The sequence below is a fragment of the Ahrensia sp. 13_GOM-1096m genome, from assembly GCF_000620605.1.
GTDB lineage: Bacteria > Pseudomonadota > Alphaproteobacteria > Rhizobiales > Rhizobiaceae > Ahrensia > Ahrensia kielensis.
Genome location: NZ_JIAX01000006.1, coordinates 118,206 through 140,961 on the forward strand (window position 1 = coordinate 118,206; position 22,756 = coordinate 140,961).

20 protein-coding genes are annotated in these 22,756 nt (G+C 47.8%); 6 read left to right on the plus strand and 14 right to left on the minus strand.

Annotated features, from left to right (window positions below; translation table 11 throughout):
- Positions 1 to 87: 87 nt before the first annotated feature.
- A complete protein-coding gene (locus tag N530_RS0100940) occupies positions 88 to 708 on the plus strand; it encodes a L,D-transpeptidase (RefSeq protein ID WP_018688940.1) in 621 nt (206 codons plus the stop codon).
- 75 nt (positions 709 to 783) lie between these two features.
- Here N530_RS0100940 and N530_RS0100945 read toward each other — a convergent pair whose 3' ends face one another.
- The 14 genes from N530_RS0100945 to sppA form a co-directional block, all read right to left on the minus strand.
- Entirely contained in the window at positions 784 to 1,356 is a 573-nt protein-coding gene (locus tag N530_RS0100945) for a NifU family protein (protein WP_026479155.1), read from the minus strand.
- Between the two features lie 132 nt (positions 1,357 to 1,488).
- On the minus strand, positions 1,489 to 2,556 hold the full coding sequence (trpS, locus tag N530_RS0100950) for a tryptophan--tRNA ligase (protein WP_026479156.1): 1,068 nt from the start codon (positions 2,554 to 2,556) through the stop codon (positions 1,489 to 1,491).
- 62 nt (positions 2,557 to 2,618) lie between these two features.
- The gene (murJ, locus tag N530_RS0100955) at positions 2,619 to 4,181 is read right to left on the minus strand and encodes a murein biosynthesis integral membrane protein MurJ (RefSeq protein ID WP_026479157.1); all 1,563 of its coding nucleotides are present in this window, start codon (positions 4,179 to 4,181) and stop codon (positions 2,619 to 2,621) included.
- A gap of 3 nt (positions 4,182 to 4,184) precedes the next feature.
- On the minus strand, positions 4,185 to 6,995 hold the full coding sequence (locus N530_RS0100960) for a [protein-PII] uridylyltransferase (RefSeq protein ID WP_026479158.1): 2,811 nt from the start codon (positions 6,993 to 6,995) through the stop codon (positions 4,185 to 4,187).
- Between the two features lie 6 nt (positions 6,996 to 7,001).
- A complete protein-coding gene (gene mutS, locus N530_RS0100965; RefSeq protein WP_026479159.1) occupies positions 7,002 to 9,749 on the minus strand; it encodes a DNA mismatch repair protein MutS in 2,748 nt (915 codons plus the stop codon).
- 149 nt (positions 9,750 to 9,898) lie between these two features.
- A complete protein-coding gene (locus N530_RS0100970; RefSeq protein WP_026479160.1) occupies positions 9,899 to 10,762 on the minus strand; it encodes a GNAT family N-acetyltransferase in 864 nt (287 codons plus the stop codon).
- Positions 10,763 to 10,848: 86 nt separating this feature from the next.
- The gene (locus tag N530_RS0100975; RefSeq protein WP_026479161.1) at positions 10,849 to 12,783 is read right to left on the minus strand and encodes a response regulator; all 1,935 of its coding nucleotides are present in this window, start codon (positions 12,781 to 12,783) and stop codon (positions 10,849 to 10,851) included.
- Between the two features lie 70 nt (positions 12,784 to 12,853).
- Positions 12,854 to 13,849, minus strand: coding sequence for an MDR family oxidoreductase (locus N530_RS0100980; RefSeq protein WP_026479162.1), 996 nt, complete (start codon positions 13,847 to 13,849; stop codon positions 12,854 to 12,856).
- A 31-nt stretch (positions 13,850 to 13,880) separates the two neighbouring features.
- The gene (gene lspA, locus N530_RS0100985) at positions 13,881 to 14,369 is read right to left on the minus strand and encodes a signal peptidase II (protein ID WP_018688931.1); all 489 of its coding nucleotides are present in this window, start codon (positions 14,367 to 14,369) and stop codon (positions 13,881 to 13,883) included.
- Entirely contained in the window at positions 14,366 to 15,220 is an 855-nt protein-coding gene (locus N530_RS0100990; protein WP_026479163.1) for an RNA methyltransferase, read from the minus strand. Before N530_RS0100990 ends, lspA begins: the two co-directional genes overlap by 4 nt.
- Complete coding sequence (locus N530_RS0100995) at positions 15,213 to 16,325, minus strand: class I SAM-dependent rRNA methyltransferase (RefSeq protein ID WP_026479164.1); 1,113 nt, start codon at positions 16,323 to 16,325, stop codon at positions 15,213 to 15,215. Before N530_RS0100995 ends, N530_RS0100990 begins: the two co-directional genes overlap by 8 nt.
- 108 nt (positions 16,326 to 16,433) lie before the next feature.
- On the minus strand, positions 16,434 to 16,775 hold the full coding sequence (locus N530_RS0101000) for a LapA family protein (RefSeq protein WP_026479165.1): 342 nt from the start codon (positions 16,773 to 16,775) through the stop codon (positions 16,434 to 16,436).
- 30 nt (positions 16,776 to 16,805) lie between these two features.
- Positions 16,806 to 17,084, minus strand: coding sequence for an integration host factor subunit beta (locus tag N530_RS0101005; RefSeq protein ID WP_018688927.1), 279 nt, complete (start codon positions 17,082 to 17,084; stop codon positions 16,806 to 16,808).
- Between the two features lie 33 nt (positions 17,085 to 17,117).
- Positions 17,118 to 18,086, minus strand: coding sequence for a signal peptide peptidase SppA (gene sppA, locus N530_RS0101010; protein ID WP_026479166.1), 969 nt, complete (start codon positions 18,084 to 18,086; stop codon positions 17,118 to 17,120).
- 193 nt (positions 18,087 to 18,279) lie between these two features.
- Between sppA and lptC the strand changes: the two genes are divergently transcribed.
- From lptC to hpf, 5 genes are all read left to right on the plus strand, one after another.
- Positions 18,280 to 18,972, plus strand: coding sequence for an LPS export ABC transporter periplasmic protein LptC (gene lptC / locus N530_RS17185; RefSeq protein WP_051540679.1), 693 nt, complete (start codon positions 18,280 to 18,282; stop codon positions 18,970 to 18,972).
- Between the two features lie 21 nt (positions 18,973 to 18,993).
- Positions 18,994 to 19,518, plus strand: coding sequence for an LptA/OstA family protein (locus N530_RS0101020; RefSeq protein ID WP_026479167.1), 525 nt, complete (start codon positions 18,994 to 18,996; stop codon positions 19,516 to 19,518).
- Between the two features lie 44 nt (positions 19,519 to 19,562).
- Positions 19,563 to 20,327 (plus strand): LPS export ABC transporter ATP-binding protein, encoded by a 765-nt coding sequence (lptB, locus tag N530_RS0101025; RefSeq protein WP_081773884.1) that lies wholly within the window; start codon positions 19,563 to 19,565, stop codon positions 20,325 to 20,327.
- Positions 20,328 to 20,444: 117 nt separating this feature from the next.
- The gene (gene rpoN, locus N530_RS0101030) at positions 20,445 to 22,007 is read left to right on the plus strand and encodes an RNA polymerase factor sigma-54 (protein WP_026479169.1); all 1,563 of its coding nucleotides are present in this window, start codon (positions 20,445 to 20,447) and stop codon (positions 22,005 to 22,007) included.
- 126 nt (positions 22,008 to 22,133) lie between these two features.
- Positions 22,134 to 22,709 (plus strand): ribosome hibernation-promoting factor, HPF/YfiA family, encoded by a 576-nt coding sequence (hpf, locus tag N530_RS0101035; protein ID WP_026479170.1) that lies wholly within the window; start codon positions 22,134 to 22,136, stop codon positions 22,707 to 22,709.
- Positions 22,710 to 22,756: the final 47 nt, after the last annotated feature.

The window sequence follows — 22,756 nt, forward strand, 5'->3', positions numbered from 1 at the left end:
GCTATTGCAAGGCAAGCGTTAAATGACGTAACACTACGTAAGCTTATAGTCGGGCATTCGTCAGATAGGAAATCCACGGGGAAAAATATGCGGTCTAACAAGAAACTTCTTCTTGCGGCGATGATTGGTGCTTTAGCACTTTCAGGTTGCTCTACTATTTCAAATTCTACTTTATTTGCAAATGCTTACGCGTCAAAATCTGATGGTGCATACCGTTTGCCTGCTATCCCTGTATCGAAAGTTTCTCGTGAATTTCGCCGTCAGGAAGTTAATTATACTGGTGGTGAAAAGGTTGGTACGATCATTGTCGATACCGGTTCACGTCACCTGTTTTTGGTTCAACCCAATGGCAAAGCGATTCGTTATGGCATTGGTGTAGGCCGTGAAGGCTTTGAATGGTCAGGCACAGCCAAAGTAGGCTGGAAGCGCGAATGGCCAGTTTGGACCCCGCCTGCAGCAATGATTAAGCGCCAGCCTGAACTTGCCAAACACCGCGGTGGTATGAAGCCGGGTCTTTCAAATCCACTTGGTGCACGCGCACTTTATTTAACAAAGGGCGGCGGCGATACGGGATATCGTCTTCATGGCACACCTGAATGGTGGTCAATTGGTAAGGCGATGTCATCTGGCTGTATTCGCCTAATGAACCAAGATATTGTTGATCTTTACGAGCGGGCGAAACCCGGCGCGAAGGTTATCGTGCGTTAAACCTAGAATATTTCAGATATAAAAAGGCCGGTCGCAGCGATGCAGACCGGCCTTTTTAATAATAATTAGATGTTTTTAAACAGGCTCAACTTGCTGAACTTCAGGAATGAAGTGGTGCAGCAGGTTTTGAATGCCATGTTTTAAGGTTGCCGTTGACGAAGGACATCCAGCGCAAGCACCCTTCATGTGAAGGTAAACGGTACCTTCTTTATAACCACGGAATGTAATGTCGCCGCCATCTTGAGCAACAGCAGGGCGCACGCGCGTTTCAAGTAATTCCTTGATTGTTTCCACGATGCTTTCATCGCCTTCATCAAAGAATTCTTCTTTCGGCAGATCATCAACATCGCCCGAATTTCCTTCAGCCATAACAGGCTGACCAGCCATGAAATGTTCCATGATTGCAGCCAAAATAGCTGGCTTAAGATGTGCCCACTCAAGCGCATCTTCTTTCGTCACAGTCACAAAATCATAACCAAAGAATACACCGGTTACGCCATTTACATTGAAAAGCTTGGCAGCCAATGGCGACTTTCCTGTTGCTGTATCAGCATCACGAAAATCTGCGGTACCTGCATCCATAACCACTTGGCCAGGCAAAAACTTCAAGGTTGCCGGATTCGGCGTGGCTTCTGTTTGAATAAACATGATCGGCTCCAGTCAGCGCCATAGCGCTATGTCGATTGTCGACTTTAGAATACTTCCAAACTAAGCATTTGGTATGGCGCATTCAAGTCAAATCTGTTGCGAGCCGTTCAATTATATGAACAGCTCGCTTGATTATTTTATAAGGCCAACAATCTGGCGCACATCTGCCAGCGTTTCTGCGGCCATTGCGCTCGCACGTTCACCGCCATTTGCCAGCACCTGATCGATATAAGAAGGATCAGCCATTAAGCGTCTCATTTCGCTTGTGATTGGGCTAACAATCTCAATCGCAACTTCGGCCAAATGTGGTTTGAACTCAGAAAAAGCCTTGCCGCCATGATCGTTCAACACTTGCTCGGGTGTTGTGTCGGTAAGTGCTGCTAATATGCCGACAAGATTCGCAGCTTCCGCACGACCAGCAAGGCCTTCTACGTCAGAAGGTAGCGGCTCAGTATCCGTTTTTGCTTTGCGTATCTTTTTGGCAATATCATCTTCCGTGTCCGTTAAATTAATGCGGGACATGTCAGACGGATCTGATTTTGACATTTTCTTCGTACCGTCACGCAAGCTCATGATGCGTGTTGCTGCGCCGCCAATGAGAGGCTCTGTTAACGGAAAATAGCCGTTCACAACCTCGCGGCCCATTTCCATTTCGACGCCGAGACCAAGTTCTTTAATGCGGCTGGAATAATCATTATTAAATTTTTGGGCGATATCGCGTGTGAGCTCCAAATGTTGCTTTTGGTCATCACCCACAGGCACATGTGTTGCGCGGTAGACAAGAATATCAGCAGCCATTAACGATGGATAAGCAAACAGGCCAACAGAAGCATTCTCGCGGTCCTTGCCCGCTTTTTCTTTAAACTGGGTCATGCGGCTCAACCACCCCATACGGGCGATACAGTTAAACACCCATGCAAGCTCGGCGTGTTCATGCACGCGGCTCTGATTGAACACGATATGTTTTTTAACATCGATACCAGCAGCAATATAGGCCGCAGCAACAGCGCGTGTTGCGTTCATAAGATCTTTTGGGTCCGGAGCAATCGTCAATGCATGCAAATCAACAACGCAATAGATACAATCATGCGTATCTTGCAGCGCTACAAACTTACGGATTGCCCCCAGATAATTGCCGAGTGTCAAATTACCGGTTGGTTGAACGCCGGAAAAAACCCGCTCTGGAATCGTATTGGTCATAATGATGATACCTGGCCATAAATGCTATTTCTGTGCGCTTATGGCAGGGCCACTCATTCCATTCAAGACCTTCTACGGACAAGACTGCGCTTCAAAGCCTCACGGTCCAGCGCATCGGTAAAAATTGCCATTGGGAAATAAACAAAAATCGCGATCAGGATGAGCGAAAGTAGCAATAGAACGCGCAGCAAAATACCGGATTCTGCAAACAATACCCATCCATAATCTGCTGCAAAATATATGCAGATGCCCATCACGGCGCTGGATAATGCCATCATTAAACAACGCTTGAGTGTTTTCGGGGATGGCCTGAAATCATTGCGCCACCATAATGTGCCGCCAAGCAGAAGCGCTGTTGTCCATGCCGATACACTGGTTGCAACGGCAATGCCCACATGGCCGTAAGTTGGAAACAATAGGAGGCTAAGGCCAGCATTGATGATCAGTGAAACGAGCGAAAACCAAAGCGGTGTACGCATATCTTCGCGTGCAAAATATGCCGGTTGAAATACTTTGATGAGGACAAAAGAAGGGAGCCCGATTGAAAACGCAGCGAGTGCGGCTGCTGTTGCCTCGGTTGTTTCAGGCGTGAATTTACCGCGCTCGAAAAGAACCGCAACAATTGGTTCTGGTACAATCGCTAAAGCGACAGATGCAGGTAGGATGAGGGCAAGGGCAAATTCCATGCTGCTGTTTTGCAGCTTTAATGCTTCTGGCTGGTCGCCAGCCCTTAAAGCTCGCGAAAGCTCCGGCAGCAGGACCACACCGATTGCTATGCCGATGATACCAAGTGGCAGCTGATAAATCCGGTCGGCGTAAGATAAAAGCGCAATCGCACCGTCCTGTTGCGAGGCGATAATTTGACCAACCACAAGATTGATCTGAATTAAACCGCCGGTAAGCGCTGCTGGCGCTGCAAGCGCTAAAAGCCGTTTTATGGCCGGAGACATACGCGGTTTGCGCGGCTTGAAGCTAAAGCCAACTTTCTTCATGCCCAGAACCAAGATGCCAAGCTGCAACACGCCTGAAAGCAGAACGCCGATAGCAAGAGCGATGCCAACAGATGCTGCATCAAACTCTAAATAAAGGCTTGAGACCAAAACACAAATCAAGGTGATGTTCAGCAGGACGGGTGCAATCGCGGCTATAAAATAATCACGCAGTGAGTTCAAAATACCCGACAGCATAGCCATAAGTGACATGGCGATGAGGTAAGGAAACATGATGCGTGCAAGCTGTGTCGTTAGCTCAAACTTGGATGGTGTATCGGCAAATGCAGGGGCAATCACTGTCGAAACCAGAAAAGGCATGAATGCAATTGCAAGTACCGTGAGTACAAGCAAAATAATAAAGAGAACGGAGAATACCTCACCAGCAAATTTGGCAGCGCTTTCCTCGCCGTTTCCTTCCAACTCTTTAGCAAACAATGGAACAAACGCTGAGTTAAATGCCCCTTCTGCAAAAAGCCTGCGAAATAGATTTGGAAATCTAAACGCAGCGTAAAAGGCATCCGCAACGGGGCCAGCACCCAAAACAGATGCAATCAATGCTTCACGCACAAAGCCAAGCACGCGGCTGGCAGATGTTGCTCCACCAACGCTGGCAAACTTGCGAATCAAACTCATGCGCTAGGCATCCTTCGTTTCTTTTTTATTTGTTATGGCGGACGCATGCTGCGGCATCAATTTTTGGCGAAGGCTCTTTTTAATGCGTGTTTGGCGTGCTGTGTCGACAACCTTATGGCCGATTAAATCGGTTACATAAAAACTATCAATCACTTTTTCGCCAAAGGTCGTAATGTGTGCTGAGCGAATGTCGAGCTTTAAGTCAGACAATGTTTCGCAAAGTTCAGATAGCAGGGCAGGACGATCAAGACCTTCCACCTGAACAACGGAGAACCTGTTCGAAAGTGTGTTGTCGATTGTCACAACAGGTTCAATGACAAATGCCTTTGGCGTGCGGCCCAAGCGCGGCCGTGTTGCTTGCACCTCAGGTAAATAGCTCTTACCGGACAGAACATCTTCGATAAGTTTGCCGATACGCTTTGCGCGGCGAAGCTCGTCTTCATCCGCATCAAATTCACGCTCTAATAAAATTGTATCAAGCGCACGGCCATCGCCGGTCGTAAAAATATGCGCGCCATCAATTGATGCGCCTGCACTTGAACAAGCTGCCGCAATTACCGCCAACAGGCGTGGATGATCCTGCGCAAGAATTGTAATTTCTGTAATGGCTTGAAACGCGTCCGTTTTAACCATCGTATCGAGGTGGCGATCCGCAAGGTCAGCATCACGCACAAAATGAGCATGGCGAATTTGGTCGTTTAGAGAAACAGTGAGAATATAATTATCATAGTGCAGGTTCGTGTATTTTGCGCGGTCGGCATCATTCCATTCGCTGAGTGCATCATACAGCCGTTCGCGCTCACCTTCGGCGCGGCTTTGGCGATTGGTTTCTGAAAACCCGCCTGTAATCCAAAGTTCAGATTCTTGATAAAGTGTGCGCAGTAACTGGCCTTTCCAGCCGTTCCAAACACCGGGTCCAACCGCTCGGATATCACAGATGGTAAGCACCAAAAGCAGTTTCAGGCGGCGCATTGTCTGAACGGTTGCGGAAAAATCTTCGATGGTTTTGCGGTCTGATAAATCTCGTGACTGCGCCACCATGCTCATCGTCAAATGCTCTTGAATAAGCCAAGCAATGAGCGCTGTATCTTCTTTTGAAAAACCAAGCCGCGGACACAATTTGCGGGCAACTTCTGCACCTGCAATGGAATGATCTTGCGGCCGCCCCTTGGCAACATCATGCAACAGCAAGGTGATATAAAGGATTTTGCGCTCATGCTTCATTGAAGGCAGAAGCTTGGATGTAAGCGGATGCTCTTTAGCTATTTCGCCACTTTCAATGCGCTGCAATACGCCGACAGTGCGGATCAAATGTTCGTCCACCGTATAGTGGTGATACATATTGAACTGCATCATCGCGACGACCTTGCCAAAATCACGCAAGAAACGACCAAGAACCCCAGCCTCATTCATGCGGCGTAGATTAAGTTCAGGATTGTTGCCCGACGTCAAAATGTTCATGAACAATTTGTTGGCGTTCACATCTTGGCGTAATTTGCGATCAATCAGCTTTAGTGACTTGCGGATCAATTGCATGGCTTGGGGGTGATATTCGAGGCTGTAACGGTCAGCCAGATGGAATATCCTTATCAGATTGACCGGATCTTTTTTAAATACATCCGCATCGGCAACATTGATGCGCTGATTATCGATGACAAAATCTGTGATCCCCGCAATCTTTCGAACACTGCGCGTAAATGGCAAGGTTTGGAAAAACTTAGTAAGAGACGGGGCTTGCTTTAAATCCTGTTCTTCAAGCGCTGCGCAGAAGATGCGCGTTAGGTCGCCGACATCTTTCGCAATCAGGAAATAGTGCTTCATAAAGCGCTCAACATCCTGCAAGCCTGGATGCGACTGATAGCTCATGCGGGCCGCTAACTCGCGCTGAACATCAAATGAAAGGCGCTCTTCTGCCTTGCCCGTTAGAAAATGCAGATGGCAGCGCACAGCCCACAGGAAGTCTTCACATTTAACGAAAAGATTAAATTCCGAGCGCGTGAAAACGCCCTTTTTAATCAATTCTTTTCGGCGCAAAACTTGATATTGAAATTTACCGATCCAAAACAATGTTTGAAGATCGCGCAGACCACCTTTGCCGTCCTTGACGTTAGGTTCTACCACATAGCGTGTTTCGCCCATTCTTTTGTGTCGGTCGTCGCGCTCTTGCAATTTGTCTTGGATAAACTGTGAGCCAATTTTTTGAACAACGTCGCTTTGATAAGCTTTAACGAGCTCATCAAAAAGGTCTTTGTTACCGGTCAAGTATCGCACTTCGAGAATGGAGGTGCAGATTGTGTTATCGGTTTTTGAAAGCTTGATACATTCGTCTACGGTGCGTGTCGCATGGCCAACTTTTAGGCCTAAATCCCACAGCATATAGAGAATGTATTCGGCGATTTGTTCGCCCAAGGGTGTTTGCTTGTAAGGCAGAATAAAAAGAAGATCGACGTCCGATCCAGGTGCAAGCGTACCACGCCCATAACCACCAACCGCCGTCAGGGCCAATTTTTCTGCATTGGAAAGATTGCTCACTTTGAAAACATGGGTGAGTGCAAAATCATAGGTCGCACAAATGATTTGGTCTTGAAGGTGTGAAAGCCGCGCCGCGCAACCGCGCCCAAGACCATCTTCATAGAGCATCTTTTCTGCGCGATCACGGCCGTCTTGCAGAACTTTCTTTAAGTGCGTCACGACTTTTGCGCGCACATCATTGCCGTCAGCAGAACTGCCACTTGCAAGTGCAAAACCGTTAAGCGCTTCGTCTAAAGCCGTCCGGTCAACAATCTCATCGAGTTTAAGGTCTTGTTTCGCCAACAGGCTTTATTCCTTCTTAGCTGCAATCGATTTTAGCTTATATAGTGCTTCCATGGCCTGCATAGGAGTCATTTCATCAGGTGTCATATCGTCAAGCGCGGTATTGAGCGCATTGTTTGTCAGAACAGGCTTTGATGATTTGCTTTCAACAGCACGTGCGATCTCAGTTGAAAAGAGCGGCAAATCATCAATGAGCGTTGCTGTTTTGCTCTCGCGCCCTTGTGTTTCCAACTCTTCCAAGACGTGCTTTGCACGCGCAACAACCGCATCAGGCAGGCCTGCAAGCCGTGCGACCTGTACACCGTAAGAACGGTCTGCCGCTCCATGAATAACTTCGTGCAAAAAGATCACATCGCCATTCCATTCTTTGACCTTGATCGTAACATTCGCAAGGCGATTGTGGCGTTCACTCAAAGCGGTCAATTCATGGAAATGCGTTGCAAAAAGCGTGCGGCATTTGTTTTGCTCATGCAGATATTCGATGGTCGCCCAAGCAATTGAAAGTCCATCAAAGGTTGCTGTGCCGCGGCCAATTTCATCCAAAATAACCAGCGAGTTGGGGCCTGCCTGATTGAGAATAGCGGCAGTTTCCACCATCTCCACCATAAATGTCGAGCGGCCGCGCGCCAAATCATCAGACGCACCAACACGGCTAAACAGGCGGTCAATTGCGCCGATATGAGCTGCACCAGCAGGAACAAAAGAGCCGATTTGAGCCATGATTGCGATAAGGGCGTTTTGGCGCAGGAATGTTGATTTACCGCCCATGTTGGGGCCGGTCAGAACCCATATTGCGCCATGCTCATTATCGCCATCAGTGCGCGGTGATAAATCACAATCATTGGCAACGAAAGGCGCGCCCGCCTGTTTGCGAAGCGCCTGCTCAACAACGGGGTGCCTGCCGGCGGTAATGTTAAATACACGGCTATCGTCAACGATTGGTCGGCAATAACCTTGTCCACCTGCAAGCTCTGCAAGCGCAATGGTAACATCTAAGACAGAAGCTGCCTGTGCGCAGGCGCGCAAACCATCAGCTTCTGCAACAGTTGCATCGCGCAATTGATCAAACACACCAAGTTCGATGGCGAGGGCTCTACCTGCAGCACTTGCAATCTTGCTTTCAAGATCAGCAAGCTCTGTTGTTGTAAAGCGCATCGCATTTGCCAAGCTTTGGCGATGGATATATTTGCCTTTGGCTTCATCTGTTTGGGTCAGCGGACCTGCATTTAAAGCGGTAACTTCGATGAAATAACCAAGCACATTATTGTGCTTGATCTTGAGCGATTTAACGCCCGTGTCATCTGCATATTTTGCTTGTAACTCAGCGATAATGCGGCGGGACTGGTCGCGAAGGCCGCGCATTTCGTCCAACTCGTCATTATAGCCATTGGCCACGAAACCACCGTCACGTTTAAGCAATGGCAATTCATCGCCAAGAGCCCGTTCCAGCAATTGATGAATGTCGGCGGGAGCCATCGCTAAATTATCGGATGCCGATTGAATTTCCTGCGGCAGCATTTCGCACGCAGATAGAACGTCAAAAATTGAACGTGTAACCTTTAATCCGTTTGAAATTGCAGCCAGATCGCGAGGCCCACCGCGATTAAGCGACAAGCGCGAAATCGCGCGCGGCATATCCGGCATGGACTTTAGAAGCGTGCGTAACTTTTGGCCAAGGTCGTCTTCACTTAGAAAAAAGCTAACAGCATCAAGACGCTGATTGATGTCGCCGCAATCTGTGAGCGGTGCGCGCAAACGCTCAGCCAAAAGCCTAGCGCCGCCGCCGGTGACGGTGCGGTCTATCGATTTGAGTAATGATCCGTCACGTGAGCCGTTTAATGTTTTTTCAAGTTCGAGGTTGAGCCGTGTCGCAGGGTCGATGAATAAAAGTGAGCTTTCGCTTTCACGCTCAGGTCTTTGCAGTGAGGGGCGCTCAGCGATCTGCGTTTTCTCAATATAGGCAAGCGCACCTGCTGCAGCTGAAAGTTCAGCACGTGAAAAATCACCAAAGCTTTCTGTAGTTTGAACGCCGTAGAATTTAGCAAGCTTTTGCGCAGCCGTTGCGCTGTCAAATAGAACGGCAGGCTGCAATGAAACAGCGCGGCCAAAATGTTCAAAAGACGGTTTTAAAATTTCATCATGATAGACGGGCTCTGCCACAACAATTTCTTTAGGGCCAATGCGCATTAAATCTGGAAGCAGGCGCCGCGCATCTGTTTCCATCAACCTGAATTGTCCGGTTGTGATATCAATCCACGCAAGCGCCAGCACATCACCATTTGCTTTTACGCGGCCAACAGCAACGAGATAGGATGTGTCGCTCGGATCGAGTAGTTTTTCCTCGGTGATTGTCGCAGGCGTAACAAGGCGTGTTACATCGCGCCGAACCACGGATTTTGATCCGCGTTTTTTGGCTTCAGCAGGATCTTCCAATTGTTCGCAGACCGCGACACGGTAACCTTTTGAAATGAGCTTTTGTAAGTAGTCATCCGCGGCATGAACAGGGACACCGCACATTGGTATATCTTGATCAAGATGCTTGCCGCGCTTGGTCAATGCAATGCCAAGTGCTTTGGATGCTATCTCGGCATCTGAAAAGAAAAGCTCATAGAAATCTCCCATACGATAAAAGAGCAGCGAATCTGAATTCGCGGCTTTAATTTCGAGAAATTGAGCGATCATAGGCGTTGGCGCGCTGACGGGCTTTGCCGCATCTGGCGTTGATGTCTGTGGTGTTGACGTTTCTGCACTCATGATGACTTGCTGAACTGTTCGATTTAAATTCGCGCCTAAGCGCCGGATTAATCCGTTTATGCGTCTTTAAACGTCATCGAAACAGGGCAATTTAATGAAATCCCCTGCAAAGGTTGCAGAGGGTTCAGTGTAACGGGCTATATTAGAGCCTAAGCGGCAAACCGTTCGGCATTTTCGCCATAATAAGCTTTGTATCTGCCGGAGATATTTTCAACCGGCAAAACGACCATCACATCGATCGTGTTGAACTCATGGTCAATCACAGCGCCTTCGCCAAATTTAGCACCAAGACGAAGATAGCCCTTAATCAGCGGCGGCAGCGTGTTCAAAGCCGTTTTCATATTGATGGCTTCTTCAGGCATTAAATCCATCGAAACATGTCTGCCCGGTACTGGCGCAATATGCCATGAAACATCGGTGCGGGCGTGGTGATGCAAGAAGCTCAATGCTTCGGCATGTCTGGCAGGAACGGTTCCAAAAAAGGATGCGCAGCCAAGCATGACGTCAATTTTGTACTGTTGAGAATAAGCCCAAATACCCTGCCAAAGTAACTCAATAGTGCGTTTGGAGCGGTATTTTGGCAGAACGCATGAGCGGCCTAGCTCTAAAAAATTACGATCCTTGTGGCGCGTCATCAGGCTCGCAATGGCAAATTCACCTGCCGAATAATAGCCACCAGCAGATTGTGCATGTTCTTTTCGCATCAATCTGTAAGTGCCGACAATTTGCTCTTCACTTGAGCCGACAATTTCAGTGTCGAGCACAATGAGGTGATCGCAATGATCATCAAATAAATCTTGATCAAGGCCAGATGCGCTGCAAGACGGCGAAGCATGCGCACCAAATTCGCGGTAAAAAACATCGTATCGAATAGACTGAGCTTTCTTAATCTCAGCCTTTGATTCGGCTAGCCTAACGTGAAGCATGCCAATTTGACCGAGTAGTTTCCCGGTCTTATGTTCTTCAAATATTTGTGTTTTTTGCTTTGGCAAATTGCGTATGATCTGGTTCATATCACGCTTTCAAGTTTACTCTTGAACGTGAAATATCAATCTTTCACAACAAAATGGTGACAGCTGCGACTAAAGTCAAACCAAGTTTATCCCATCGATGCTGTTTTCGCCTCCAAAGCTATTTTTAAGGCATCAATATTAAATGGCTTTTCAAGAATGCCGGACGCGCCCGCTGCCATAATAGCATTATTGGTTGAAATTTGATTGTCGGCAGTAACGGCCAAAATGGTGGCCGATTTCTCACCGCGCTCTTCTTCATTTTGGCGGATCGCTTTGATTGCCGTTAGCCCATCCATAACAGGCATGTGAAGATCCATGAGGACAATGTCATAGTCATGTTGAGCGTTAAGCTTCTCAACAGCTTGTGCGCCATCGGTAACATGTGTGACGTGGCATGACGCCCGTTCAAGGAGCTTGCAGGCAAGCAATGCGTTAATTGGATTGTCTTCTGCAAGTAGCACTTTGTAGTTTTTCGGTTCGCTATTTTCAGTAACCGTTAGCGCAGCATTGTTTGTGTATTTGGCCATTGGAATTTCATTGGCAAACACTTGTAATGCAGTTGAAGGGCGCACAGGACGTGTCAGAAAACCATGTTCTGCTGCTTTAAAAGCTGCTCCAATTGTGCCGCGCTGTTCAGGTGTTATCAGTGCGATAATTTGGCAGTTGGGCAAAGCAAATTCGATTTGTTCTAAAGGCGCCATATCCGTCAGGCGTTGATCAATGATGATTTTAGATGGGTAGGGCCATTGATTTGCAATCTCACGCATCTCTGAAATGCTCGTCGTATGTAAGACATGCATGCCTGAACGTGCTGCGAGCTCACAAATGAGATCTGCTTCAAAGCCTTTGCGTGCACAAATCAGCACTGTTTCGTTCAGAAATTCTTTCTTTTTTGCTTCTATCAGCGGCGTTGCACGCACGCCCAATGTAAAGACAGAACCTTCGCCGACTTTACTTTCGAGAAAAATGTCACCGCCCATCGCATTTGCCATTTTTTTAGCGATGGAAAGCCCAAGACCAGCACCATCATGTGTGCGGCTAAAGGTGTTTTCAACCTGCTCAAATGGCTCAAAAACACTGGCCTGATGTTCCAATGCAATGCCTGGGCCTGTGTCCTCTACCCGAATCCTCAAGTGTTCATCACAAAAAGAAACATCAATGCGAACACCGCCTTTGCTGGTGAATTTGAGGGCATTGCCGATAATATTAAATAAAATCTGGCGCAGGCGACCTGCATCGATATTGAGCTTTTCCGGAAGGTCTGCGCTCAAGCCATAACCAAGATCAATGTCTTTTTTATGTGCTTTGTCCGCAAGTAGCTCTACAACACCTGCAATAAGCGGGGCAATAAAGGTAGGTTCGGGGTTGATGCGATTTGCCGCTATGTCCTCACGCCCGAATTGCAAAAGATCATTCACGAGAAGAAGAAGCGCTTCGCTGGAGCTAATCATCGATTCGGTATAGTTGCGTTGTTCGGCAGTCAGATTAGTATCGGCCAGCAAACGTCCCATGCCCATAATACCGTTCAATGGGGTGCGAATTTCGTGGCTGACCATCGCCAGAAAGCGCGACTTGGCTGCGTTGGCTTCTTCTGCTTGATGACGCGCTTCAATTAATGCCGCTTCGGTGTGCTTTTGCTGGGTAATATCGCGGCCAATGACCCTAATAAATATATCGCCATTTTTCGGCTCGCGCATGGAAAGTTGCAAACGGTCAAACCAAATTTCAGTGCCGCTTTGGGATGTTATTTTCTTTTCGCAGCGCGGGATTTCATTGTTGCGCAGAAAATCGAACTGTTCACATGGCTGACCAATTATTTGTTCAAGCGGCAGGCCAACGAGATCACCGAAAATTATATTGGCGCGTAGGATTTTTCCATCATATGTGCAGTCAACAACGACATCGCTCAACGCTTCAAATGCGGTATCACCAAGCGCGCTAACCTCAACGCTTTCCCATAGCTGGTCAGCATAAGCTTCCAACTCTTTATTGCTCTTCGGTTTTGCGCGCGCATTATCCATGCTCACGGCATAATCCTTTTGGGTTATTATGCCGTAAAACTAGAAGAAACAATTTTAGCGTTTGTACGCCTTATAAGGTCATATCAACGACAACGCGTCCCCGCACTTTGCCATCCAATATTCCTGTCGCCGTTTCAATGATTTCATTGAAGCTAATTGTCGTTGCGATGCTGGCAAGCTTTTCTGCATCCAAATCAGTGGAAAGACGAGCCCACGCTTCTTCACGCAGTGCTATTGGTGCCATGACACTGTCGATGCCGAGCAGTGAAACGCCGCGCAGAATAAACGGTGCAACGCTTGTGGGCAGATCCATGCCTTGCGCCAATCCGCAAGCGGTTACAGCGCCGCCATATTGGGTTTGAGAAAGAACATTGGCCAGTGTTGTTGAGCCAACAGAATCAATGGCGCCTGCCCAACGTTCTTTTCCCAGCGGGCGGCCAGGTTCAGACAATTCAGCACGGTCGATAATTTCAGATGCGCCTAGGTTCTTTAAAAACGCTTCTTCAGATGTGCGCCCTGTTGAGGCGATGACACGATAGCCAAGCTTAGCAAGTAGGGAAACGCTTACAGAACCAACACCGCCATTGGCCCCTGTTACGAGAATCGGACCGCTACCGGGTGTAATGCCAGCTTTTTCGAGTGCCAAAATGCAAAGCATCGCGGTGTAGCCGGCTGTTCCAATTGCCATTGCATCGGTGGGTTTCATGCTTTTAGGCAAAGCAATGAGCCAGTCGCCGTTAACGCGCGCTTGCTGTGCATAGGCACCGTAATGCGTTTCGCCAACACCCCAGCCATTTAAAATAATTTTGTCGCCAGCTTTCCATTTCGCATGGCTTGAAGAAACAACAGTGCCAGAAAAATCAACGCCGGGAATCATCGGCCAGCGGCGCACAACCGGTGACTTGCCTGTAATAGCCAAGCCATCTTTGTAATTGACGGTCGTTGCTTCAACGCGCACGACAACATCGCCGTCCATCAAGTCATCAAGCGTAATGTCTTCGATAGTGACGCTTTGTTTTTTATCTTCGTCGCGCGACACCATAATCGCTTTAAAAGTATCAGCCATTTTTATCTCCCATTTAGATAAGAACGTGGTGTTACTCTGGATTCCTGTCAATCATTTTAGTTTTGCGCCATGTTATCAATTCGTCCAAAATGACGAGGCCAGCGCCAACGCTTATGGCAACATCGGCAATGTTGAAAACGGCAAATGACCAGTTTTCCAAGTAGAACAAAAACATATCGACGACATAGCCATACATGACACGGTCAATAATATTGCCGATCGCGCCGCCTATGATGAGGCCAAATGCAAGGTGTGATAACCAGCGATATGAAGGGTTGGAACGCCAAAGCCACGCCACGAAACAGACGACCGCAACTGCGATCAAAACCAAAGGCCAAGGGCCAAGGCCCCGCAACATTGAAAATGCGATACCTTCATTATGGGTGCGAAACAGCGAAAAGAATGGAAGTAGTTCGATTTGCTGTTGGTATGCCATTTGGGCTTCCACCCAATATTTTGTTATTTGATCGATCACCACAACCAAAGTCACGATGAGAAAGCCACTCGCATATTTGTTCATATACGGCTTTCCCGCTCTTCAAGTGCAAGGGCATGGCGGCGCACTTCATAAAGACAAACACCAGTTGCAATCGCAAGGTTCAAGCTATCAGCTCGGCCAACTTGTGGAATGCGGATGAGCTGTTCGCACACGTCAACAAGCGGCGGCGGCATACCAGATTGCTCATTGCCCATAATCAATAATGTCGGACGGCCTGAATATTGTGGCGCGCGATAATCCACTGAGCCCGCAAGATGTGTGCCGACAACAAAACCGTTCCAGTTCTTGGCAAAATCAATGAATTCTGCTTCGCCTAAGCGGGCAACTGGTATCGCAAAGATGGAGCCCATCGTCGCGCGCACGGTTTCTGTGGCAAAGGGGTCTGTGGTTTCCCCAACCAAAATAATGCCTTTTGCGCCCACAGCGTCAGCCGTGCGCATAATCGTGCCAAGATTGCCCGGGTCGCGAATGCGGTCGAGAGCAATCCAAACATCTTCGGCTTCTGGTTTTATATCAGAGGCATCAAGCAATTGGCGCTCAAAAATGCCGACGACCATTTGCGGGTTGTCTCGGCGTGTGATGGTGCCAAGTACTTTTTCCGGCACAATCAAAACATCCGCGCCACCTGTCACAGCGCGTGTGGCAAGGTTTTTAACATTGTCATTTTCGCGGTGAGATGCTGCAAAAAGAAGTGTTTTCAACGTCCAGCCGCTATCAATGGCATCAATGATTAATTTCATGCCTTCTGCAATGAAGGAATTGGTTTCTTCGCGGTGACGCTTTTTTTCCAGCAGACGAATGTCTTTTATGATCGGGTTAGAGACGCTGGTGATCTCTTTTATGCGCCCGCCATTTGTGTGTTCGTCACTCATTAGAAGTCTCCGGCAACCAACGTGAGAACATGGAGGTGGAAAGCGCCCGCCCACGTAATTTTTCACGAATGATTAGTTCTCCTGATTCAACGCAGCCCTGTGTTTTGTAACCAGTAAAGCTGTCCATCATTGCTTCATGCATCGCAAAAAATGACGCACGTATGGCATAGGCCGTTAAAATCAGCATTTCAGGTTCATCGCTTAAAAGATCGCGGCAACCATCCAGCATGTCGGGGAGGTGATCAAATAACTGCCAGACTTCACCATTGGGTCCGCGCCCATAGGCGGGCGGATCAAGCAGGATGATGTCATATGTGTTGCCGCGGCGCACTTCGCGTTGCACAAACTTCATTGCGTCTTCGCAAATCCAGCGAACCGGCATCTCATCAAGACCGGCAAAGCTTTGGTTTTCGCGTGCCCATCCTATCGCTTTTTTAGAGGCGTCAACATGTGTGACATGGGCGCCAGCATCGGCAGCGACCAGTGATGCTACGCCAGTATAACCAAACAGGTTGAGAACCCGCAATTGCTTATCAGAGCGTTTAATTGTTTCGCGCATGGCGCGCCAATGGGCGGCTTGTTCTGGAAAGACACCAACGTGACGAAATGACGTAAAACGTCCCAAATAGCCAACACCGTCGAAAGCCATTGGCCATGTTTCGCCAAGTTGCGTGCCCGGAAAACGCCAGCGGCCCATGCCTTCTTCGTCGGTATCTCCTGTAAAGATCGCGTTTGCGCTATCCCAAAGCGCATCATCTTGGCTTCTGCCCCAAATAGCTTGCTGCTCAGGGCGTATAATTTTTATATCGCCATATTGCTCAAGCTTTAGCCCATCACCCGTATCAAGCAATGCGTGATTCTTGTCAGGCGCGGTTTCTAAAATGACAGGCAGTTTTTCCGACGGACGCTTGGCGGTCTTGCGTGGGCGAACAACCGGAGCACGGTTTTCTACATGATTGCCCGTTTTTGAGGGCGTTGCAGGTTTTGCTGCATGTTTAGGTTTTGGGCGAAATCCAGCTTCCGGTGCGGTGTTTTCAACCCTTGGGCCGCGCTGCGATTTGTTCTTATTGTTTTTGGATCGCGGTGGGCGCACATCTAATTCCAATTTGATAGACTGAATGGGTCAAAGGCTGCATAAGCAGCCTCTTCCTTTATTCATATGGAGGATTGAACGCGAAAAGCCAAGAACCACGGGCTTCACGGAATCTCTATGTTAGTTATTGCTCAATGCCAGAGCGGATGAAGCTGTTTTCTTTTCGCCTACACCGGCTTCTTTCATTTCATAACGCAAATGCTGAACTTCTTTTTTATAAGCGCGTTCTTTTTTGCGGTGTTTGCTTTGTGCAAGCCAGCTACCAATGCCGCCAACAATAACGCCAACAGCGCTGGCCGCGTACAACCATACGAAGAAGGGAGCATCAAAACTTAAAGCGCCATTGGATGGATTGAACACATCAAGATTAAGCGCAACCGTTTGCCGATTTGCAACCGTGAGTGCAATCAAGGCGATTGCAAGCGGAATGAGGATAAGCACAAAAACAATTTTGCGGATCATGGTTCTTTCCTAGAAAGTCTAAAGACTTTTTTATTTGTTTAGACGTTCGCGAAGTTCTTTGCCGGTCTTGAAAAATGGCACCCATTTTTCTTCAACCTGTACTGTTTCGCCTGTACGTGGGTTGCGGCCTTCGCGCGGTGGCCTGTTCTTGACCGAGAAAGCGCCAAAACCACGAAGCTCAACGCGATTTCCTGAGGCGAGCGTTTCTGTAATTTCATCGAGGATCGCATTTACAATATTCTCGACGTCTCTTTGATATAAATGCGGATTTCGATCTGCAATTACCTGCACAAGCTCAGACTTTATCATAACGTCCCCATGTACTATTCATCTAGTATTCTACTAATTCTTCTCAGCGCTTTGAACGTGCCAAATCGAGAGCATACCGTCAAGCGCAAGCCGTTTACCAAATTGCTCTGCAATTGGAAGAGATAGACTTTCGAGCCCAACTTGTTTCATGAACCATGCCATTGCAGCATTCGGCAATAAGAAATTGTTACGCTCTGGCTTCTTTTTCCAAAGTTTTGTGTCCAAATCTTGGTCAACGTCTTGTTCTATAAGCCAATCGCGAGCGACATCTTCGCCGCCCAATTGATCGATCAGGCCGTTTTCTAAAGCTTGACGTCCTGTAAACACGGAACCATCAGCAAGCTGGGCTGTTTTTTCCGGCTCAAAACCGCGGCGCTCTGTAACGATGCCTTTAAACCAATCATAACTATCCACAATCATGCGCTCAATCATTGCTTCTGCTTCTGGCGGCGTGTCGCCGTAGAAATTGGGCTCGGCTTTCATAGGCGATGATTTTATGGAACGCATATCAACGCCGAGATTATCTAAAAGACCTTCAAAATTCGGATATTGAAAAATAACACCAATAGAGCCGACTATCGACGATTTGCGTGCGACAATTTGGTCCGTGGCAGAGGCAATCATATATCCAGCAGAAGCGGCCAGAGTGCCAACTTGTGCAACAACAGGCTTTTTCTCGGCAATTTTGCGCACAGCTTCAAAAATAGCTTCGCCGCCGACTGTCGTGCCGCCAGGAGAATCAATGGAAAGAATAACGCCTTTAACAAAGTCGTCGTCTTCGATTTTTTCTAAGCGCTCAAGCAATTCTTCATCTTCGAATATGGTGCCATCAATTTTCACTTTTGCGATGTGATCATAGGCAAAGCCACTAGTCTCATCATCATTTGCATAGTAACTGGCAGCCCATATAACGCCGATCGCGGCAATGAGAATAGCTGCAATGCGCCAGAAAGTTACCTTTCGGCGAAGGCGTTGACGGTCAATAATGTCGTCTGCTTGCAATGCTCAATCCTCTTAAGTGGCGTATAAATGCGTTTTGATTGTAAAGTTTAAGTCAACGCGCATAGTTTTCAAGCAACAGCTAATATAGACCTGAAAGTGCTTTTCCAGTAAAATCGGAAGCATCCCATTAAAACCACATTAACCGCTTACCTGACCATTACTTCATTAAGCACAATCGGTAATTAAGAATATCATGTCCAAGGTCGTAGCCAAAGCCGCTTCAAATGACGCTTTTGAGCGGGCGCGCAGGCACTCTACAAAAGTGAGAGTCTTCAAGCGGCTTCTGCCGATCATTGCGCTTGTTGGTGTTGTGTTCGTGGGCGGCGTATTATTCATTTCTCGTATTGTACCAGATGGGTCCGTTGATCTTGCATCCAGCACGATCAGTGACGGAAAGCTCGTCATGGCCAGCCCAAAACTTAATGGTATGACAAAAGACAAGCGCCCATATCGCGTTACAGCGTCCCGGGCCATTCAGGACCTTTCTGGCGAAACAGCGATGCAGCTTGAAAAACTTGTTGCGAAAGTTGAATTGGAAAATGGCGCAGAAGCAGAGCTTAGTGCGCCCACCGGCAGTTTTGATGACCAAAAAAGCACTTTGTTGCTTGATCAGCAGGCTGTTTTGACCACAAGTGATGGTATGCGGGCCGTTTTAGGACGCGCTGATATTGATCTAGCGTCTGGAAATGTGTCCGCCAAAGACAAAGTTACAATCACACAAGAACTGACAACGATATATTCTGATAAGATGGACGTTTATGACGGTGGCAAGCGGATTGTCTTTTCAGACAATATCACGCTTGTTATGCAGCCAAGTGTGGTGTCTAAGGACAGTCAGAATATGGCAACCGCCCAAGAAGATGTATCCGCTATTGATACGAACTGAAGTTATGCTCTGGAAATATAAATGACCAAAATTCTGAAAGCTGTGTTCATTGCCTCTCTTTTGAGCTTGCCGATTACTGCCGCAGCTCAAGACAACTCAAGTTTGGCTCTTTCGTCAGACAAGCCGGTTCAAATTGATGGCGATAAGCTGGAAATTTTTGAAAATGACGGCAAGGCAATTTTCAGCGGTTCAGTCAGCGTTGTGCAGGATGACACGATTTTGCGCACATCCATTTTGACGATTTACTATGCGAAGGGCGGCGAAGGCTCTATTGCGACAGGCGCAGCTGATATTGATCGCCTATTGGCAACAGGCGGCGTTAACATTCAAAGCGGCAAGCAAGTGGCAACCGGTGAAACCGGCACTTATGATATGAAAACGGAAACCTTTGTGCTTTCTGGCAAGCGGGTCACATTATCAGAAGATGGCAATGTTGCGACCGGTTGTAAATTAACCATTACGCAGTCGACCGGACGGGCTAAACTGGAAGGCTGCGGTGGCACATCGCGTCCTACAGTGCTTATCCAGCCCAAAAACAAGAACTAAGAGAGCTCCCTTTGTTTTTCAGCAAAAAGAAACCTGAGCCCGACATTCACGTCGCTGATTTGGGCCTTTCTAATCCTGAAAGCCTTGATGGCACGCTTATCGCACGTGGTTTGAGCAAATCTTATCGTGGGCGACGGGTTGTGAACAATGCTGCTATGGCGGTTCGGCGCGGAGAAGCCGTCGGCCTGCTTGGTCCCAATGGTGCAGGAAAAACGACTTGTTTCTATATGGTAACAGGCTTGGTGCCTGTCGATACGGGCCAAATTTTAATCGATGGCAATGATGTGACCATGATGCCGATGTACCAGCGTGCGCGTTTGGGCATTGGGTATCTGCCGCAAGAAGCGTCTATTTTTCGCGGGCTAAGCGTTGAAAAAAATATTATGGCAGTGCTTGAGGTTGTCGAAAAGAGCAGTAAAGAGCGAAACCGAAAGCTCGATCAGCTATTGGAAGAGTTTTCGATTAGCCATTTGAGAAAAGCGCCTTCTATTGCGCTTTCTGGCGGTGAACGCAGGCGCTGTGAAATTGCGCGAGCACTGGCTTCCGACCCTCAATTTATGTTGCTTGATGAACCATTTGCTGGTGTTGATCCCATCGCGGTTTCAGATATTCAGCAGCTCGTTCGGCACCTGACAAAGCGCGGCTTAGGCGTCTTGATTACCGATCACAATGTACGCGAAACTCTAGGGCTCATTGATCGCGCATACATTATTCATGCGGGCAGTGTTTTAACCCATGGAACGCCTGCCGAGATCATAGCCAATAAGGATGTTCGCCGGTTCTATCTTGGTGATGAGTTCCGACTGTAATTTCCAAATTTTTAAGCGTTTTTACAACTTGCCGCGTCAGGATGGACTCGCTTAACTATTCTCCCCTAAAGTGGACCAAGCAAATTTCAGGCCAGTTTAGGGAATGGTGATTGTTGCATGGCTTTGAATGCTAGACTTAATTTGCGTCAAACGCAGTCATTGAAAATGACACCGCAACTGCTTCAGTCCATCAAACTGTTGCAGTTTACGCAGCTTGAGCTTGAGCAATTCATTGAAAGCCAAGTCGAAAGTAACCCGCTTTTAAGGCAGACTAGTACCAGTGATGATAGCTACACTGATCGTGATAATGGTGCCGCAGACAGTCAAAGCAATGCATCAGCCGAACGGAATACGGATTGGGACAATGCTGATCTGGAAGTGAGCGCAGCGGCAATTTCCGATAAGCTGGATAGCTCGCTTGAAAATATATTCCCAGATGATCCGGGTAACGGGGATGGCGCGCTGCCAGTTCAAATGCAGCATGATAATAATATTACGAGTTCGCTTCCTGGGCTGCCCTCATCATCAGCGCCCGATGATGATTTTCTGCTCGAAAATGTGGCTCAATCTCAGTTGACTTTGCGCGATGTCATTGAACAGCAGACGCCGTTTATTTTCAGAACAATTCCCGACCACGCTATTGCAAACGAGCTGATTGACGCGCTTGATGAGCGCGGTTACGCGGATTTTGATTTAGCCGGTATTTGCGAACGATTATCATGCGATCCAGAAGATGTTTTGGCTGTGCTAGAAAGTCTTCAAACCTGTGATCCAGCGGGCGTTTTTGCGCGTGATCTATCTGAGTGTCTACGTTTGCAATGCGCACGCAATGAGCGCCTTGATCCCGCAATGAGTACGCTGCTTGATAATTTGGATTTGTTAGCAAAACGCGATTTTAAGACACTGAGCCAAATCTGCGGCGTTGATGATAGCGATTTGCTGGATATGCTTGCTGAAATCAAACGACTCGATCCGCGCCCCGGTTTGCAATTTGAGTTAAGCGGAACACAGGCGATTGTTCATGATGTCGAGGTTACGCAAACTCCCGATGGCAATTGGCGCATAGAATTGAATTCTGATGCGCTGCCCAAGGTGATTGTTGATCGGCAATATTATAATGAAATCTCAGGGGCAAAGCTCAAAAAAGATGAGAAATCATTTATTGCTGATTGCTTAGCAAGCGCGACATGGCTAGAGCGCAGCTTAGATCAACGTGCGATCACTATTTTGAAAGTGACGACCGAGATCGTAAAGCAACAAGATGGTTTTTTCCTGAACGGGGTTTCCAGTTTGAAACCCATGACCATGAAAATGGTCGCAGATGCAATAGAAATGCACGAATCAACCGTCAGTCGTGTGGCTTCCAATAAATATATGATGACGCCGCGTGGTTTATTTGAACTGCGATATTTCTTTACTGTCGCCATTTCAGGTGTCGCTGGTGGAAGCGATGACCACTCCTCTGAATCGGTTAAGCAGCGGATTCGTGATCTAATTAAAGACGAATCTGTACAAAAAGTGCTTTCCGACGACGCATTAGTGGATGCTTTGCGTGAAGAAGGCATAGAAATCGCTAGGCGCACCGTCGCCAAATATCGCGAGGCAATGAATATCGCGTCCTCCGTGCAGCGCCGCCGTGAGAAAAAAGCCCAGCACACGTCAGATAAAAAACAACATTAAGCGCTTATTATTCGTGAAATAAATTTTGTCGTTTTGCTCTTCACAGCGGCGCGAAACTGGCACAAGCTGTTGTTACTGGGTCGCTGTTAGGTGATTCAGAATAATAATGAAAGAATGAGGTAAATCATGAGCTTACGTATTTCTGGGAAACATATGGAAATCGGCGATGCATTCAAAACTCGCATTGAGGATCGCATTGAAGACGCGCTTACGAAATACTTTGATAAAGGAGCGCAAGGTCATGTTACCGTCGAAAAATATGGCAATCGTTTTACCGCAGATTGCGTAATACATCTTGATACTGGAACCATGTTGCAGGCGAGCGGCGATGGTCAGGACCCCGACGCCAGCTTTGATTCTGCAGCTGAACGCCTAGAAAAGCGTTTGCGTCGTTACAAGCGTCGTTTGAAAAATCATCATACTCAAGAAGCTGCTGCGCGTACGGAAAATTACGCATACAAGGTATTAGAAGCGCTGCCGGAAGATGATGAAGAAGATCTGCCTGTCGATTACGCACCGGTTATTGTTGCTGAAACACAAATGAAGTTAACGACTTTGCCTGTGGCTTCTGCTGTTTTGCAACTGGACCTTCAGGACAACCCAGTCTATGTGTTCCGAAACGCGGGCAGCGGTGACGTGAATCTTGTCTATCGCCGTCCGGATGGAAACATCGGTTGGATCGACCCAGGCGCATTGAAGTGACGCCAAAGCCAACCGTCAAGCGTGCCTCTGGGTGGGCCGCCAAAAAA